This window comes from Weissella sp. ESL1139 (assembly GCF_058506735.1).
On record NZ_CP196375.1, the window covers coordinates 675865 to 693019 of the forward strand.

Here is a 17155-nt window from a genome sequence, read left to right on the forward strand (position 1 = left end):
GAAATTAAATTTATTAATAACATGGTCATTTGGATAAGTTTTTTGTATAATTTTGACATGGCTTAAGTATCCCAATTTGGAGGTAACTGAACAATGTCTATGATGGACAATACAAATTATGTACCATTATTTATTTTATTTTTAGCAACGATTGCTTGTATTGTATTACTAATGATTAGTTTACGACAAAATAAGTTTCGTTTGCTGAATGGTGTTTTAGCCAATATATCAGTGTTACTGGGTGGTCTTACTTTGATGATCACGGTTGAATTACTAAATATTCATTGGTTATCAACCTTGTTTTATGTCATTTTGACTATCATTTTAGTACCCTTAGGAATAATTTATTCTTTGCTAGGGGTTTTGATGTTATGGAACGCTTTTACAGTATGGCGTCGTGAAAGTCATACATTAGGTAATATGTTAACGCTATTGCTAGGAGTATTAATTGTTTTTGTCCTACCAATTATGCGCGCAATTGATAGTCGTTTATTAAGTGACCAAGCAGTTGGTTTATATATTACGTTAGTTGACCCAATTATTTTGTACTTATCATTCTGGTTTTTGGCGTTTATTACGTCATTTATCATTACACGTTTATACCGACCAAAGTACAATAAAGATTACATTATTATCCTAGGGGCAGGTCTGTTGAATGGTAAAGATGTGTCACCATTATTGGGTTCACGAATTCAAATCGCGTTGGACTTTGCACAAAAGCAGGCTAATAAAACGAATTATTATCCTTGGTTAATTTTCTCTGGTGGTCAAGGCGGCGACGAATTGGTTCCAGAAGGTGAAGCAATGGCTGCGTATGCAAAAGCGCATGGTGCAGATGCTGATAAGATTTTAATCGAGAATAAATCAAAGACGACATATGAAAATATGTTATTCTCTAAGAAAATATTGGAAAATAAAAACATTAATTTAGGAAATGGTTTGTTTGCAACGAGTGATTATCACACCTTCCGCGCAGCTGGTTATGCGCGTTTGGTTGGCTTAATGATTGATGGTTTAGGTGCTAAAACAAGTCGTTTCTTTATTCCAAATGCTTTTATTAGAGAATACATTGCCTTATTAGCTAACCATAAAGTATTTCACGCAGTTTGCATAACGGCTATTTTGGTTGTATCAATTATTAGCTTTGTAGTTGGTAATGATATCTTTTTATAAAATAGTACTATTTAAAACAATTTCTGTTGGTTGACAGAGGTTGTTTTTTCAATTGAACACGTGCTAGATAAAGCGTTTACATGCTATAATTAGAATTGTAATAATAGATAAACATGGGGGGATTGTATGAAAATTGTTGTATTAGATGGTTTAGCTTTAAATCCTGGTGATATTGACTGGCATGTTTTGGATCACTTAGGCGAAGTAGTAGTCTATGATAAGACACCTTATGACGATCATGAAGAAATTATTAAGCGTTTGGCAGGCGCTCAGGTTGCCTTAGTTAACAAAGTACCAATTACTAAGGAAATTTTGGATGCTGTACCAGATTTGAAAATTATTGCTGAAACAGCGACAGGTTATGATAATATCGATGTTTCATATGCTAAAGAAAAGGGAATTGCAGTAACTAATGTACCAACTTATGGTACTGATGCAGTTGCTCAGTTTACATTTGCATTAATGTTAGCTGTGACAAGTCGTGTTAAACAACATGATGACTTGGTACACCAAGGCGCATGGCAAGAAGCTGGTCGTTTCTCATTTTGGGATGCACCACTAATTGAATTAAAAGGTAAGACACTAGGTCTAGTTGGTTTTGGGAAGATTGCACAAGCAGTTGCCAAGATTGCATTAGCTTTTAATATGAATGTTATTTTCTATAATCACCGTCCAAGAGAAGTCTTTGACGAAGCAATTAAGCAAGTTGATTTAGAAACTTTATATGATCGAGCAGACTTTATTAGCCTACACATTCCTTATACAGAGGAAATGGCCGAATTTATTAACGCTGATGTCTTGCATAAAATGAAAGATTCTGCTGTATTGATTAATACCGCACGTGGTAAATTGATAAATGAAGCTGATTTAACAGCTGCTCTTAATGAAGGTGAAATTGCTTATGCTGCATTAGATGTGGCTTCACAGGAACCAATTAATAATGATAATCCATTATTAACAGCTAAAAATTGCTACTTGACGCCACATATTGCTTGGGCACCAGAAGAAACTCGTTCACGTTTATTAAATATCGTTGTTGATAACATTCAAGGATACTTAGACGGTAATCCTATCAATGTTGTAAACGCTTAACCAACATAAAAAAAGTTTGAAAATTTCGTTATATTTTTTGCCATTTTTAATGAAAAAAGTGGTATATTGGAATCATGTTGTACTTTAGGAGGTAGGTTAATTTTATGTCAACAGTTAAAGATTTAACGGCTATTGTCGGAAGCCGCCATATCGTGACAAATGCCGCCAAGTCATTACGCTATCGTAAGGGATACCGTTCTGGTTATGGTGAGGCATTGGCAGTTGTTATGCCAGGAACACTTTTGGAAATGTGGCAAGTATTGAAGGTATTGCACCGTGATAACGTGATTATCCTTATGCAAGCTTCAAATACAAGTTTGACTGAAGGATCAACACCAACAGAAGGTTATGATCGTGATGTCGTTATTGTTAAGGGAAGCCGTATCAAAGATTTGCAATTGATTAATCAAGGTAAGCAAATACTTGCATTCCCAGGAACAACTTTAAACAAGTTAGAGCAAACTTTGAAGCCTTTGAATCGTGAGCCACACTCAGTTATTGGATCATCAAATCTTGGTGCTTCAGTTATTGGTGGAATTAATAACAATTCTGGTGGTGCTTTGATTCAACGTGGACCTGCATATACTGAGCTTGCTCTTTATGCACGTATTGATGAAAATGATGAACTACACTTGGTAAATCACTTGGGTATTGATCTTGGTGATACACCTGAAGAAATTTTGGATAACTTGTCTAACCGTCGTTTTGATGTTAACAACGTTCCTAATTCAGAAGAGCGTGTTGGTCACAACCGTAACTATGAAGAGCGTGTTCGTGACGTTAATTCAGATATGCCAACACGTTACAACGCTGATCCAAAGGGACTATACGAAGCATCAGGAGCCGCTGGAAAAGTTGCTACCTTTGCTGTTCGTCTAGACACTTATGCTTCAGAAGGTGAATCACAAGTATTCTACATCGGTACAAATTCACCATCTGTATTGGAAAAGATGCGTCGCCACATCTTGTCTGAATTTAAGAATTTGCCTGTTTCAGGTGAGTACATGCACAAGGAAGCTTATGAATTAGCTAAGATTTATGGTAAAGATTCTTTGATGGTTCTAGATAAGGTTGGAACTGAGTACTTACCAACAATGTTTGGTTGGAAGGCTACGGCAGAGCGTATTTTGAGCCACGTCCCAACGTTCAAGCCATATTTCCCAGATCGTTTCTTGCAACGTGCAGGTAACATTTTCCCTAACCAATTGCCAAAGCGTATGGAAGATTATGCAAACCGTTTCCAACACTACTTGCAATTGAAGATGGCTGGAGATGGAATTGCCGAAGCTCGTGCTTACTTGACTGAATTCTTCAAGGAAGAAGAAGGTGAGTTCTTTGAGGCTAATGCTGATGAGACTAACAAGGCTTCATTGCACCGTTATGTAACGGCATCTGTTCCTATTCGTTACCAAGAATTGCACCAAGACAAGATTGATATCTTGCCAATTGATGTGGCTCTACGTCGTAATGATGATGATTGGTTTGAAACATTACCAAAGGAAATCGATGATAAGATCGAGTATAAGTTGTACTACGGTCACTTCTTAGATCACGTTATGCACCAAGACTACATTTTGAAGCCAGGTGTTGACGCCCATGAGTTGAAGCAAGAAATGCTAAAGTTGTTCGATAAGCGTGGTGCAATTTACCCAGCTGAGCACAACGTTGGTCATTTGTATGAAGCAGCTCCAGCTTTGATTAAGCACTACAAGAAGAATGATCCTACTAACAGCTTCAATCCTGGACTAGGAAAGTCAAGCATGAGTAAGTGGTGGGAAGAATACTAAGATAACTATTGGAATTTAATAGTTAATTATTAGTATAATAAGACTAAGAGCAAGTAATTGTTCTTGGTCTTTTTATTTTGCTTTTATATAGCTGACAATAGGACTAATGAAAGATTACTTGAAGTGTTTCACTTGGAGAGGTGGGAGAAACAATGAAGAAAAGAATTGCAGTATTATCAGACATTCACGGAAATTTAACTGCTTTACACGCAGTGGCTGATGATATTAAAGAACAGGCGATTGATGATTGCTGGTTCTTAGGCGATTTGGTAATGCCAGGACCAGCAACGGATGCTTTGTTTACATGTCTTGAACAATTAGGAACGTCAGTTTATATTCGTGGTAACTGGGATGATTGTTTTTTGAATGTACAGGATGGTGTCGTTGGTAATCACTTTGATGATCCTTCAGATGTGTATATTGGTATGTTGGGGCAATATGTTGTAAATCATATTAAACTAGAAAATGAGCAGAAATTACGATCATTACCAATTCATATGATTAAGAACGTTAATGGTTTATCGATTAATTTATCGCATAATTTAAATGATTTAAATTCAGGACCAGCTCTACTAGCTGATGCTGATACGGATCATTTTGATGCACTTTTCTTAGACAAACAGGTTGATATTGCTATTTATGGGCACGTGCACCATCAAATGTTACGGTATAGTAGTCAGGATCAATTAATTATTAATCCTGGTTCGGTTGGGCAGCCTTTCTTTAAGCATGCGACTTTTAATAATGATCGCCGTGCACAATATGCGATTTTGGAAATTGATGACGCTGGCTTGGCAGATGTTACTTTCCGTAAAGTTAATTATGACTTGGCGAATGAATTAGTAGCAGCCAGGGAACATCAACTACCATATGTTAACTTATATCAAGAAATATTGTACGATGGTGTTGCACATACGCATGACGATGCTTTGTTGGCAAAAGTAAATCAGCAATTTGATTATATTAGTCAGCTAAAAGATTTAATTGCTAATAATAATTAATTTAATGTGACAAGTTTGCTTTAGGAGTAGACTTGTTTTTTAGTATCAAAAATTAAAGTCAACTTGCATGCTATGGTACAATGTAAATTATTGAAGTAGTAAAGAAGGTTTTAGAATGACGGAACAAAATGATGGTTTAGTGACGAACCATATGCAGATTCCTTGGCGTGAATTGGCACATAAAGAATCTGAATTATTGACAGTAAACGCTTCTTTACGTGAGAAGACGATCCTTGTTGGCCGAGCAGGCATAATTATGTTATCTTGTGGAACTGGAGCTTGGCGGGTGCGGGCAACCATGAACACGATGGCACGCGTATTAAAAATTTATTGTTCAGCTGATGTTGGTTTAACATCGATATCGTATACTTGTTTTGACGATGATAATAGTTATACAGAAACGTTATCATTGAAATCAAGCGGTGTGAATACTGATAAATTAACGAGCATGGAGCACTTTGTTAAAGATTTTGAACATAATGGTGCTTTAAAAGATGTGCAATCAGTTCATCGTCAATTAGATGAAATCAACGCTAAAAAAGGAAATTATACACCAATCTTACTTGGCTTAGCAGCGGCTTTAGCTTGCTGTTCCTTCGTTTTTCTTTTAGGTGGTGGACCAATTGAAATGTTGTGTAGCTTCTGTGGCGCTGGTCTTGGTAATTACATACGAGCAAAAATGAATGCTAGACATTTGACATTATTTGCCGGGTTGGCAACTGGTGTCGCAGTCGCTTGCTTAACTTATTTGCTGGTGTCACGAAGCTTAGAGCTTGTGTTTAATATCAATGTTGCCCACGAAGCTGGATATATTGGTGCAATGTTATTTGCCATTCCTGGTTTTCCATTTATCACCAGCGGACTAGATCTTGCCAAATCAGATATGCGTTCAGGTATTGAGCGTTTGGTACATGCCATATCAATTATTGTGATTGCAACATTAGTTGGTTGGTTAGTTGCTTTAGCGAGTGATTTAAAGCCAGACAGTTTTCTGCCAGTTGGTTTATCACCATTAGCGCTTTGTTTATTACGCATTCCAGCTAGTTTTTGTGGTGTGTTCGGCTTCTCAATTATGTTTAATAGTCCAGTTAAAATGGCAGCAACAGCTGGTTTAATTGGCTCAGTTGCTAATACACTACGGTTAGAACTAGTTGATTTGACACCTTTGCCAGCTGCGGCCGCCGCCTTTATTGGTGCGCTAACCGCCGGTATCTTAGCGTCATTGTTCCATAGGCGTATGGGATATCCGCGTATTTCATTAACGGTTCCCGCAATTGTTATTATGGTACCTGGATTATATATGTATCGGGCGATGTATTATATGGGAATTGGTAATATTTCGGTCGGTGCACAGTGGTTTATTTCAGCTATGATGATTGTCTTGTTTTTGCCGTTAGGATTAATTGTTGCTCGAATGGTAATGGATTCGGACTGGCGACATTCACGATAAAATTTAAAATGATTAATGAGTCAACTAGTTGGCTCATTTTTTTATGTGAACATAAAATACAGTCGATTCTTGTATTTTATAATGATATAGGAGCAAGATAATATTTAAAAAATATTGCAATCTAAATGTGGAATCAACTAAATATTATGGCATAAGGTAATTATATAGACTAAAAAAGTACCGCTAATCAAAATTGCAATTAGTGGTACTTTTGTGCCTGCATTATTCAACGTTAATAATGACATTACCTAAATTGTGACTAAATGATGCTCGCCACTGACCAGCTGTTAAATGTTCAGGTAGTAAGAAAGTACCACTTGAAACATGTTGACCAGCTTCTAATTGACGGCCTTCAGCGGCTAACTTTGTTACCAACCACTGTAGTGATAATAGTGGGTTGCCTAATACTTCAGTAGCATTTCCAGTCTTAATTTCTTTATCATCATGATATAAAACAGTTGCAACTGCAGCAATTTCATCAGAACTCTTGAAGTAATCAGTGGTTTCTACTTGTTCCCCATAAACGATGTAGCCACCAACAGCAGCATCTGCAATGACTAAATATTTTGATAGGCCAGGGAACCAGTCACTAAAACGTGAATCTGGTACCTCAATAGCAGGAGCAATCAACGTTTTGCTCATTAAATCTGTCAATGAATCATCAGGAGATAAAGTTTCCTTAACGGTAAACATTAATTCAACTTCAGCAAGTGGATCTAATAATTGATCAGAAGTTAAAGTTACTGGTGATTGCTTAAAATGACTGATGATTTGGGCACCGTAAAGTGGACTGGTTGAATTAAACATATGTTGCGTTTCTTCACTTGTTAAAGAAATCTTGTAGCCCCCAATTGGTTCTTCCTTTAAACGCATTAATTCATGTTGCACCTCATAGGCGTCGGTTTCATTATCTAATAGTTCCGTATAAGCTTCCTGTGATAGTGGCTGTTTTCCTGTATAAGCTTGGTATAAAGTTTGCGCAAAATCTTTGTTGGTCATAGCATGACTCCCCCAATTCCATGTTTAAAATACAATGAAACAATAACTCATTTATTTTTAATTATTACGTCTCTATCATAGCATTTTAGGGCATTTTGGTACACCATATTAAGTAAATAATTTATTCTAAAACACCTTCTTTAAGATAGTGAACAGTAATTCTTGCCATTTCTGCGGGTGTTTCGTGCGCACCTGATAATAACCATTCAGAAAGGATGCTAATCATGGCACCGATAATAATGTATAAACGATAGCGTTCGGTTGATTTGAAGGACATATCACCAGCAGAATCAATCATCAAATCTGTTAAGATACGATCGAAATAATCCGACTGGCCGTTTTGCAATAAAAGGGTTAATTTATCACGTTGCGCATAAAATAACTCGAAACTTTCAATAATTGCTGTCATATTTTCCTCAGTATCTTTTAACGGATTGCCCTGTGGATAGTAAGTACGATTTTTGGTAAGATTGCGAAAATAATATTCTAGAATATCTTCAATTGTATTGAAATTACGGTAATAACTGCCACGAGCAACGTGTGCTTCTTTGATTAAACTAGTGACGGTAATACTTGATAAAGGTTGTTGCGCAAGTAGTTTAAAGAGGGCTTCAACCAATTGATTTTTAACACGAATGTTCTCTTGTGTGCTGTATTTCATTTTTTCTCCTAGGATATTTTATTTTTTATTGGAACAAAATCACTTAAATTGTTCTAGTTAGACATATTGTATCATCAAATCGGTAATGTTAAACTTTAAAAGTTGTTTATTTTGGGGGAGACAAATTGTTTCACCTAAATAAACAAATATTGATCTGAGGAGAGAAGAGATATGAATATAGATCAACATGGAAAGCAATATAATCGTACGATTGTTTTCATTGTCATGCTGATTGCTGCTATGTCAGGAGGTTTGATGCAAACCTCATTGGGAACAGCATTACCAGCTTTGATGAGTGCTTTTGATATTAACTTATCAACGGCACAACAAGCAACAACCTGGTTCTTATTGATGAATGGTATTATGGTGCCGCTATCAGCGTACTTTGCCAATCGTTTTTCAACTAAGTACTTGCATGTTTTGGCATATATTTTGCTAACGCTTGGTATTTTAATCAGTATGCTAACACCAGAGGATGCTGACTACTGGTGGATGTTTGTTGCTGGTAGAATTATTGCTGCCGTTGCAGTAGGGGTTATGCTACCTTTGATGCAAGTTGTGATTGTTAACATGTATGCACCCAAAGAACGTGGTGTTGCCATGGGATTAATGGGGTTAGTTGTTGGAATGGCACCAGCATTTGGGCCAACTTTGACAGGACTTATTTTAAATAAAGATCACACTTTCTTAGGCATTACTATCACCAATGATTGGCAATCAATTTTTATTGTGCCATTGATTTTCATTGTTGTTGCAATGATTTTGGCACCATTCTTGATGAAGGATGTGTTGAAAAATCGTGCAGCTAAACTTGATTTAATATCAGTTGTGACATCAACGATTGGATTTGGTTTGTTCCTATGGGGCTTCACTAATGTTAGTTCAGAAGGCTGGGGTGACATGGGCAAGGTCATTATGCCAATTGTTGTTGGTGTGATTTTCTTAATTATCTTTGGTTGGCGTCAATTAAAGATGGATGTGCCATTCTTAGATATCCGTGTCTTTATGAATCGTAATTTCACTGTGCCAACTATTGCCTTGCTATTAGCAACTATGGCCATGTACGGTGTTGAAATGATGTTACCAACGTATCTACAAAACGTACGTGGTCTTTCACCATTAGATTCAGGATTGACACTATTTTGGGGAGCGTTGTTCATGGGCTTGATTAGTCCAGTTGGTGGTGCTTTGTATAACAAAGTTGGTGTTAAACGCCTTTCATTTGTTGGGTTTGTTATTTTACTATTCGGAACGTTACCATTTATTTTCTTAACCGAGCAAACACCAACAATTATTATTACGATACTATATGCATTGCGTATGACAGCAATTGCATTGCTAATGATGCCATTAACAACTGCAGCCATGGGTGCGTTATCTGATGAACGTGCTGCTGATGCAACTGCCGCTAACAATACTTTGCGTCAAGTTTCAAGTTCAGTTGTTGTGGCGTTGATGACATCAGTTGTTCAAAATGTGATTAATAATAATACACCTAGTGATAGTATGAAAAAGACAGAACCATTACAGTATGCTAAGAAAGCCTTGGATGCATCATTGGATGGTTTCCAATGGGCCTTCATTATTAGTCTGGCATTCGCAGTTATTGGCTTAATTTTCGTAGTCTTCATGAAGAAAGAAAAGGAGGCTTAATAATGATTCTTTGGATAATTTCAATTTTAGTTGTACTAACTGTTGTGACATTATTACTAATTAATAATCGTGTATTGCGTTATACATTAGGTACGATTTCCATTGTCTTGTTAGCTGGATCAGTTGGCATGCTTTCCGCTAATATGAAGAACCATTATGGCATGGAAAAAGTTACTACCGAACAGCACAAGCAGATTTATTCTGCTGCACCAGATAATGTGCCAGTAGGTATGTTGATGACGAAAAAGATTGAAGATAATCATGTGGTCATGATTTATAAAGATTCGCAATCACAAAAGCAGCCCAGTGCGCATTTTGCACCAGATAAAGATAATGTCATTGATAGCTTGAAGAAGACTTCAAACTATCAAAAGGCTGATGTTGATGAAGCACAATTAGTTACTAAGACGACTAAGTGGCAATACAAGTCAGACTTGATGTCAACCTTGTTTAAATTTAAAGATGAGAATCATCTTGTAAAGGTTGAAAACACTGTTCAAGTACCAAAAACTTGGCAAGTTGTTGAAAAATAAATTTTAAAAAGTAAAAGCACTAACGACAAATAAGAGTCATTAGTGCTTTTACTATAAATAATAAACAGTTAATTTTTCTTTGCGATGTGGTTAATTGCTGTTGCTAGTAACTTCTTTTGGACAAATGAGGGATGTTGCTCGGATGCAATATGCAAACCATTATTAAATTCAACAAGTAAATGCCACTTATGACCTTCTGCAATTTCCTTAGGGGCACCCTCAGGTAAAAGCACACCTAATTTGATTTTCATACCATCCTTGGTACGTGATAATTGGTGCATACCCAACATTTTTGTATTTATGCCGGTATTCATTAAGTAAGTATTACCAACCATTACGATATCAGCATTTTCTTTTGGTTGTACTGGGAAATCTGGATCAATTTTACCAGGCTTTAAATTAAGGTATGAGGGATCTTGATACATACCAAAAGTTTCAATGATTTCCTGGCGACCATCTTTAGTTGCATTAAAGTAATAATGTTCTGGATGCACTGTTGAAGGTAGATATAAATTGTTATGTTTAGCTAATGATTGATTAAACATCATGAACTGTAAAAGTGTAATCCCATGTGTTTCAACGTCCACATAAGCCTCTTGCATGTTGACACCTTCACGTGAATTGTTTGCGATTTCTGTCCACATGGCATCCCCACGTTCAATTTCTGGTTTAAAGACTTCAAGTGTCTTTTCTTTACCCATGTTTTCACGGGTCTGTGCTAAGGCTTCCTTAGCGTCAGTTAATGGCAGGCGTAATAAATCTTCGTAAGGAATAACTTTATCGTTTAATGTAATATCAATTTGTTTTTTATTGAAAATACTAAAGACATGATGATAACGGCTTAATTCCATATCACGGATTTCTTGCTGTGTAACTTCTTTACCGTCAATAGAAAATTTAATTGTATAATCACTCATTGTTTTTTCCTCTTTCAAATCTAATTTATTTATATTATGTGGTTAAGTATATTAAGAATCAGACTAAGTTAGAACATCAATTTTTTAATAGATGTATAATAAGACCACAGATGTAGAATAAAATTGGAGGCAGATTGATGGATTTACGTTTTTTGCGAACGGAAACACTTATTAGAGATAAATTTTTACAAGAATTAGAAACGAAAGATTTTCAAGATATTACAGTTACACAATTAGCGAAAGATAGCATGATTGATCGGACAACTTTTTATACGCATTATCCTAATACATATGAGTTGGCTGTGACGTTAATTGATGAACAAATTAATTATTTTAAGAATGTTTTGGCTGCTGGTCAACGACAACGAAGACAACAACCACAGGATTTTGATGGTTATTACTTTTTCTCAAAAGAATTAGTAGCTTATCTATTAGATAATGCCAAAATGCTTAAAATATTACGTAATATTCCTCTAGGAAAAATGAGCTTTGATGTACAATTACGGGAAGTGTTTAAAAATATTTATTTAAGTTTATTTCATTATAGTGAATCTGATTTTATTACATATTTAATAGTAAATTTAGCAATAGGTAATGTTGATTTTATAATCAATGAATCTAGAGTTCCTAGACGAGCAGAATTAATAGAAGGGTTGCAACTGATGAATCAGATTATTAATCATTAAATTGTTGTCTATTAATTTAATAGTGAGGTAATACAGTTTATAATGTATGATTGTAGTGTACTAATAGCAAGGATGGTTCATATTACTTAATGAACCATTTGTAAATTAGACAAGGAGAACGGCAATGGTTAAATTGATATTAATGCGTCATGGACAAAGTACGGCTAATATGCAGAATACGTTTACTGGTTGGACAGATGCCCCGTTAACTGATACAGGACGTGCACAAGCCAATGAGGCCGGCCTACAACTAAAAGCGACTGGTATCCAAATTAATGATGCCCATACGTCACTATTAAAACGAACGATTATGACGGCTATGATTGTTTGTGATGTGATTGGTATTAGTTGGATTCCTTTGTATAAAACTTGGCGGTTAAATGAACGTCACTATGGTGCACTTGCTGGTTTAGACAAGGATGAAGCGCGTCAACAATATGGTAAAGATCAAGTTGAACGGTGGCGTCGAGGTTTCAAAGATGTCCCACCAAAGTTAGCTGAACATGAACATCAGTCGTTGTATGATCGAATTGGTGTTGCCATTCCATTAGCTGAAAGTTTAGCCATGACCCAAGAGCGGTTATTGCCGTATTGGGAAAATGCAATTGTGCCACGCTTACGTGCTGGGCGCAATGAATTAATTGTGGCGCATGGTAGTAGTCTACGCGTATTGATTAAGCACCTAGAGGGTGTCCCTGATGACCAGTTAGATCAAATTAAAATTCTGAATGGTAAACCGATTATTTATACGTTAAATAATCAACTACAAGTTATTGATAAGCAGGTCATGGAATAGGGTATATTAGTTGCTAGTAACAAAAATTAATATTCTTCTAATAAACTCATTGACTTTTCATTTGTTCCGCAATACAATAACTACAACGAAGACGAGGTAAGTAACCAATTTGACGTCGTTCAGAGAGTTGCAGGCTGGTGAGATGCAATCGATGGGGATGGTGAAAATGGCCTTAGAGTGAATGAAATGGCGAGTGATTAAATAAGTTATTTCCGGGTGCGCCCGTTATTGCGCTAGAGTATTACCGTATTTTTACGCGTACTTAATTGAGTGTTCAGTTAACCATGAACAGAACTCGGGTGGTAACACGATTATTAGTCGTCCCGTTGTATTACAGCATTATGTGATACAACGGGACTTTTTTTATTCACTAATTGTTAATGCAATAGGTATAAGAGGAGAATAATATTATGAAAAATGGGATTAAATTTGGTGTTATAACGGCAACGGCATTGTTGGTTACTTCAACAGGGTTACCTTTAGTGACTGCAAGTGCGGATGCAAAGAAAACCGTTACGGTTGGTGTTGTAGGTGATACATCTCGTGAGTTATGGGAACGTATTGGTAAACGAACGCAAAAAGAGCACGGTATCAAAATTAAGTTAAAGGAATTTAATGATTATGTTAAGCCTAATCAAGCGTTAGCTGATGGTAGTTTAGATTTAAACGCTTTTCAAACTAAAGTCTTCTTCGATGATCAAAATAAAAAGTTGGGCAATAAATTAACTTCTATTGGTAAAACTGTAATTGTGCCAATGCGCTTGTATTCATTAAAGGCTGACAAAGTTAGTGATATTAAGAAGGGTGCTAGCATTATCGTACCAAACGATGCAACAAATGAAGCACGTGCTTTGGATGTTTTGGTACAAGCTAAGTTGATTAAATACGATAAAAAGGTAACTAATCCAACAGTGAAAGATATTACTTCAAATCCAAAGAAATTGAAGGTTAAAGAAGTTGATGCGGGGCAAGCCGTTTCATCACTAAAGTCAGCTGACGCGGGTGTCATTAATGGTAACTTTGCGCATGATGCCAACTTAAAAGATAAAGATATCTTGCTTGAACAAAATCTAAAGAAGAATGCAGATCCATACATTAATTTAATTGCGGCTCGTAAGGATGAAGCCAACAAAAAGGTGTATAAGCAAATTGTTAAAACTTATCAAACCAAAACAACTAAAAATGATATAAAGGACCTATTTGATAACTCACAGTATGCAGCATGGAATCTTAAATAAATACGCAAAGAACGTTATGATTTAAAAAATAATCATAGCGTTTTTTTACGTATTTTTTAAATAAGATTGCTTATATTTGAATGCAATTTAAATATATGATTTGACGAAAGTGACAACTTTATGTTTATAATGGGGTTGTCACTTTTTAAAAAAGATTGTTTAAAAATACAGTTATCAAATGTCATAAAATGAAGGAGGAGATATTAAGATGTTTGTTTTAGCAAATTTATTTCCTAAAATTCCCCTCGGACGATGGGTTAATAGCGCCGTTGACTGGATAACAAACACTTTTGATGGATTATTTGATGCCATTCAAAGTGGTGGTAATGCTGCCTTAAGTGGTATTACTGATTTGTTAACCGCAATTCCGGTTTGGCTATTTATTGTGGGAATTACATTAATTGTGGTCGTAACGTCAGGTAAAAAATGGGGGTTTCCCTTATTTACGTTAATTGGTCTACTCTTGGTTGCTAACCAAGGTTTGTGGTCTGATTTAATGAATACTTTCACATTAGTCATTATGGCGAGTCTGATTTCAGTTATTATTGGAATACCACTTGGTATATGGATGGCTAAAAATGAGACAGTTAATAAAATAGTACAGCCGCTACTAGACTTTATGCAGACGATGCCGGCATTCGTTTATTTGATTCCAGCAGTTGCATTCTTTGGTATTGGTGTTGTACCTGGAATTTTTGCTTCAGTTATCTTTGCTTTGCCACCAACAGTTCGTATGTCGTGCTTGGGGCTTAAGCAAGTACCAACTGATTTAGTGGAAGCAGCTGATTCATTTGGTTCAACAGGAAGCCAAAAATTATTTAAGATTGAATTGCCTTTAGCTAAAGGAACCATTTTTTCTGGAATTAACCAAACTTTGATGTTAGCACTATCAATGGTTGTTGTTGCGTCAATGATTGGTGCTCCTGGATTAGGTCGTGGTATTTTATCAGCGGTACAAGATGCCGATATTGGTAAAGGATTTACGAATGGAATTTCATTGGTTATCTTAGCGATTATTATGGATCGCATTATGCAAAAGGTTAATAAGGAACCAGTTCAACAAGATGAAACGCCTAAGCATCATTGGAAAGGTTGGACCGTTATTGCAACCATTATTGTGATGCTAGGAAGTGGTGGAATTAGTGTCTTCACATCAGCTAGTTCACAAAAAGAAACGGTTAAAATTGCTTATACGCAATGGGATTCAGAAGTTGCATCAAGTAACGTACTAGCGCAAGCATTGCGTCAACACGGTTATGAAGTTGAAATGACATCATTAGATAACGCCATTGTTTGGCAATCAGTTGCTAATGGTGAATCTGATGTGTCAGTTTCAGCTTGGCTACCAACAACACACAAAGCACAATATGAAAAGTACAAGGATGACTTAGATATGTTAGGTCCTAATCTAAAGGGGGCTACAAACGGTTTGACTGTACCAACTTATATGACGGATGTTAATAGCATCAGTGACTTGCAAGATCAAGCTGGTAAGCAAATTACTGGTATTGAACCTGGTGCCGGAATTTCTAAGCTAGCCAAGGATACAATCAAGGCATATGGTTTGGATGATAAGGGTTGGAAGCTATCAGAATCATCAACTGGTGCCATGACAGTTGCTTTGGGTAAGGCAATTAAGTCTAAGCAAGAAATTGTTGTTACTGGTTGGCAACCACATTGGATGTTCCAAAAGTATGATTTGAAGTATTTGAAGGATCCAAAGAAATCAATGGGTAGTGAAGAACAAATCCATACAATAGCTCGTCAAGGCTTAAAGGATGATAAACCAGATGCTTACAAGGCTTTGGATAAGTTCCATTGGACTAAGGAAGACATGTCGAGTGTTATGCTTGATATGGATAACGGTAAATCACCTAAGCAAGCAGCTAATAAGTGGATTAAGAATCACAAATCACAAGTTGATGCTTGGTTTAAGTAATTAATTAAAAAAGCGATATAATCTCATTTGTTGAGGTTATATCGCTTTTTATTTGTAAAAAAACATGTATAAGTTTAGTGAAAGTGAATGATAATTAATTTATATAATGTATCAGGAAGTACTAATTACAATATCATTCGAAAGAAGGAAAATTCTGCTGAGCTATTAATGTATTATAAGTCATGCGAAGTGAAACTTTTATAATAATTTTATATGAAAGACAAAATACTCTGTTAATGAATAATCTAATGCCAAAAAAATGATTCATCAACAAATACTAACAAACCTTATAACATGTTATAACCTAATGGTTTTTTTACTTTATAGATTATACCATGATATCGATTATTTTATATAGCTAAATGAAATAATTGTTGTTTTATAATGTAATTATAATTTTATTGAGTGAAACGTGTGTGTATAAGATGCTACTTATGTAGGAAAACTAAATTACTAGCTGTTGAATGTGCTTCATCAAAAATATAATCTGGCGATGAAAATGTTTTCAGTTCTTCAATGGTGTTTAAATGATTTTCAACAATAAAACGAACCATTTCGCCACGTGCCATTTTAGCGGCTGTGGCACGTACTTTTAATTTACCATCGATAAGATAAGCAAAAGTAACGTCGATAAATTGATCATCAGGTTGTAAGTAAGGCGTAATAGCACGTGAATATTCTTTTGAAGCAAGATTGATAATGGGACCTTGACCATGAACTGCTTGATATAAACGGTCGCCCCAAAAGTCATAAAGGTTTTTATAACCAGCAATTTGAAGATGGGTACCCAATTCTAGGCGATAAGGTACAATGCCATCAAATGGCCGTAATGCGCCATAAAAACCAGATAGAATCCATAAAGTATTTTGTAAATAGTCCAAGGCCTCCTGACTTAATACGTTAGGCGCCATGTATTGATATTGAATACCAGAATAACTAAAGATGGCTGGTGTTAAAGGCTGCCTTAGGTCAGTATGAATTAATATATCATAAGCTTCGGCTGTTAGCTTATCACTTGTATGCCACAAGGTTTGCAAGTGATCATATGAAAGGTTTAATAGTGTGGATAAAATGACTTTTGTTTGTGCTAAATAACGTGGTTGACTAGTCGGTAAAAAATCATCTTGATTAATAACCATTTTTTTAGCTGGTGAAATAATAATCTGCATATAAAATCGTCCTTTTGAAATAAAAATAACGACAACGGTCATGTTTAATATAAATGAAATC

Annotated in this window: 15 protein-coding genes and 1 other annotated feature; of the genes, 11 read left to right on the top strand and 4 right to left on the bottom strand. The window is 35.8% G+C overall.

The features are described from left to right. Positions 1–93: 93 nt before the first annotated feature. From ACSYSF_RS03100 to ACSYSF_RS03120, 5 genes are all read left to right on the top strand, one after another. Positions 94–1173 carry a YdcF family protein gene (locus ACSYSF_RS03100; protein ID WP_489868666.1) on the top strand — a complete coding sequence of 360 codons (1080 nt, stop codon included), beginning with the start codon at positions 94–96 and terminating at the stop codon, positions 1171–1173. Between the two features lie 126 nt (positions 1174–1299). After that, complete coding sequence (locus tag ACSYSF_RS03105; RefSeq protein ID WP_489868667.1) at positions 1300–2265, top strand: D-2-hydroxyacid dehydrogenase; 966 nt, start codon at positions 1300–1302, stop codon at positions 2263–2265. Between the two features lie 104 nt (positions 2266–2369). Further along, complete coding sequence (dld, locus tag ACSYSF_RS03110) at positions 2370–4052, top strand: D-lactate dehydrogenase (protein WP_489868668.1); 1683 nt, start codon at positions 2370–2372, stop codon at positions 4050–4052. Positions 4053–4204: 152 nt separating this feature from the next. Next, complete coding sequence (locus ACSYSF_RS03115; protein WP_489868669.1) at positions 4205–5053, top strand: metallophosphoesterase family protein; 849 nt, start codon at positions 4205–4207, stop codon at positions 5051–5053. Positions 5054–5168: 115 nt separating this feature from the next. Continuing rightward, positions 5169–6503 carry a threonine/serine exporter family protein gene (locus ACSYSF_RS03120; protein WP_489868670.1) on the top strand — a complete coding sequence of 445 codons (1335 nt, stop codon included), beginning with the start codon at positions 5169–5171 and terminating at the stop codon, positions 6501–6503. 222 nt (positions 6504–6725) lie between these two features. Here ACSYSF_RS03120 and ACSYSF_RS03125 read toward each other — a convergent pair whose 3' ends face one another. Together ACSYSF_RS03125 and ACSYSF_RS03130 are read right to left on the bottom strand one after the other, a co-directional pair. Beyond that, on the bottom strand, positions 6726–7502 hold the full coding sequence (locus ACSYSF_RS03125) for a 2-keto-4-pentenoate hydratase (protein ID WP_489868671.1): 777 nt from the start codon (positions 7500–7502) through the stop codon (positions 6726–6728). A gap of 121 nt (positions 7503–7623) precedes the next feature. Then, complete coding sequence (locus ACSYSF_RS03130) at positions 7624–8163, bottom strand: TetR/AcrR family transcriptional regulator (RefSeq protein ID WP_489868672.1); 540 nt, start codon at positions 8161–8163, stop codon at positions 7624–7626. Positions 8164–8334: 171 nt separating this feature from the next. Between ACSYSF_RS03130 and ACSYSF_RS03135 the strand changes: the two genes are divergently transcribed. Beyond that, on the top strand, positions 8335–9816 hold the full coding sequence (locus tag ACSYSF_RS03135; RefSeq protein ID WP_489868673.1) for a DHA2 family efflux MFS transporter permease subunit: 1482 nt from the start codon (positions 8335–8337) through the stop codon (positions 9814–9816). Between the two features lie 2 nt (positions 9817–9818). Beyond that, positions 9819–10349, top strand: coding sequence for a DUF4811 domain-containing protein (locus tag ACSYSF_RS03140; protein WP_489868674.1), 531 nt, complete (start codon positions 9819–9821; stop codon positions 10347–10349). Positions 10350–10417: 68 nt separating this feature from the next. Here the strand turns inward: ACSYSF_RS03140 and ACSYSF_RS03145 are convergent, their stop codons facing one another. Then, positions 10418–11266 (bottom strand): hypothetical protein, encoded by an 849-nt coding sequence (locus ACSYSF_RS03145; protein WP_491737246.1) that lies wholly within the window; start codon positions 11264–11266, stop codon positions 10418–10420. A 137-nt stretch (positions 11267–11403) separates the two neighbouring features. Between ACSYSF_RS03145 and ACSYSF_RS03150 the strand changes: the two genes are divergently transcribed. The 4 genes from ACSYSF_RS03150 (at position 11404) to ACSYSF_RS03165 (ending at position 15925) form a co-directional block, all read left to right on the top strand. Then, complete coding sequence (locus tag ACSYSF_RS03150) at positions 11404–11952, top strand: TetR/AcrR family transcriptional regulator (protein ID WP_489868313.1); 549 nt, start codon at positions 11404–11406, stop codon at positions 11950–11952. A 124-nt stretch (positions 11953–12076) separates the two neighbouring features. Then, a complete protein-coding gene (locus tag ACSYSF_RS03155) occupies positions 12077–12748 on the top strand; it encodes a 2,3-bisphosphoglycerate-dependent phosphoglycerate mutase (protein WP_489868312.1) in 672 nt (223 codons plus the stop codon). Between the two features lie 79 nt (positions 12749–12827). Continuing rightward, positions 12828–13077: a binding site (T-box leader), on the top strand. Positions 13078–13158: 81 nt separating this feature from the next. Then, the gene (locus ACSYSF_RS03160; RefSeq protein ID WP_489868311.1) at positions 13159–13986 is read left to right on the top strand and encodes a MetQ/NlpA family ABC transporter substrate-binding protein; all 828 of its coding nucleotides are present in this window, start codon (positions 13159–13161) and stop codon (positions 13984–13986) included. Between the two features lie 208 nt (positions 13987–14194). Next, positions 14195–15925 carry an ABC transporter permease/substrate binding protein gene (locus tag ACSYSF_RS03165; RefSeq protein ID WP_489868310.1) on the top strand — a complete coding sequence of 577 codons (1731 nt, stop codon included), beginning with the start codon at positions 14195–14197 and terminating at the stop codon, positions 15923–15925. A gap of 428 nt (positions 15926–16353) precedes the next feature. On the opposite strand, the gene yaaA is transcribed toward ACSYSF_RS03165, so the two are convergent. Beyond that, positions 16354–17094 (bottom strand): peroxide stress protein YaaA, encoded by a 741-nt coding sequence (gene yaaA / locus ACSYSF_RS03170; protein WP_489868309.1) that lies wholly within the window; start codon positions 17092–17094, stop codon positions 16354–16356. Positions 17095–17155 lie beyond the last annotated feature (61 nt).

Excerpts from the sequence above, each read along its gene's own strand:
- ACSYSF_RS03100 (WP_489868666.1), top strand. The coding sequence starts at position 94 with ATGTCTATGATGGACAATACAAATTATGTACCATTATTTATTTTATTT.
- ACSYSF_RS03105 (WP_489868667.1), top strand. The coding sequence starts at position 1,300 with ATGAAAATTGTTGTATTAGATGGTTTAGCTTTAAATCCTGGTGATATT.
- dld (WP_489868668.1), top strand. The coding sequence starts at position 2,370 with ATGTCAACAGTTAAAGATTTAACGGCTATTGTCGGAAGCCGCCATATC.
- ACSYSF_RS03115 (WP_489868669.1), top strand. The coding sequence starts at position 4,205 with ATGAAGAAAAGAATTGCAGTATTATCAGACATTCACGGAAATTTAACT.
- ACSYSF_RS03120 (WP_489868670.1), top strand. The coding sequence starts at position 5,169 with ATGACGGAACAAAATGATGGTTTAGTGACGAACCATATGCAGATTCCT.
- ACSYSF_RS03125 (WP_489868671.1), bottom strand. The coding sequence starts at position 7,502 with ATGACCAACAAAGATTTTGCGCAAACTTTATACCAAGCTTATACAGGA.
- ACSYSF_RS03130 (WP_489868672.1), bottom strand. The coding sequence starts at position 8,163 with ATGAAATACAGCACACAAGAGAACATTCGTGTTAAAAATCAATTGGTT.
- ACSYSF_RS03135 (WP_489868673.1), top strand. The coding sequence starts at position 8,335 with ATGAATATAGATCAACATGGAAAGCAATATAATCGTACGATTGTTTTC.
- ACSYSF_RS03140 (WP_489868674.1), top strand. The coding sequence starts at position 9,819 with ATGATTCTTTGGATAATTTCAATTTTAGTTGTACTAACTGTTGTGACA.
- ACSYSF_RS03145 (WP_491737246.1), bottom strand. The coding sequence starts at position 11,266 with ATGAGTGATTATACAATTAAATTTTCTATTGACGGTAAAGAAGTTACA.
- ACSYSF_RS03150 (WP_489868313.1), top strand. The coding sequence starts at position 11,404 with ATGGATTTACGTTTTTTGCGAACGGAAACACTTATTAGAGATAAATTT.
- ACSYSF_RS03155 (WP_489868312.1), top strand. The coding sequence starts at position 12,077 with ATGGTTAAATTGATATTAATGCGTCATGGACAAAGTACGGCTAATATG.
- ACSYSF_RS03160 (WP_489868311.1), top strand. The coding sequence starts at position 13,159 with ATGAAAAATGGGATTAAATTTGGTGTTATAACGGCAACGGCATTGTTG.
- ACSYSF_RS03165 (WP_489868310.1), top strand. The coding sequence starts at position 14,195 with ATGTTTGTTTTAGCAAATTTATTTCCTAAAATTCCCCTCGGACGATGG.
- yaaA (WP_489868309.1), bottom strand. The coding sequence starts at position 17,094 with ATGCAGATTATTATTTCACCAGCTAAAAAAATGGTTATTAATCAAGAT.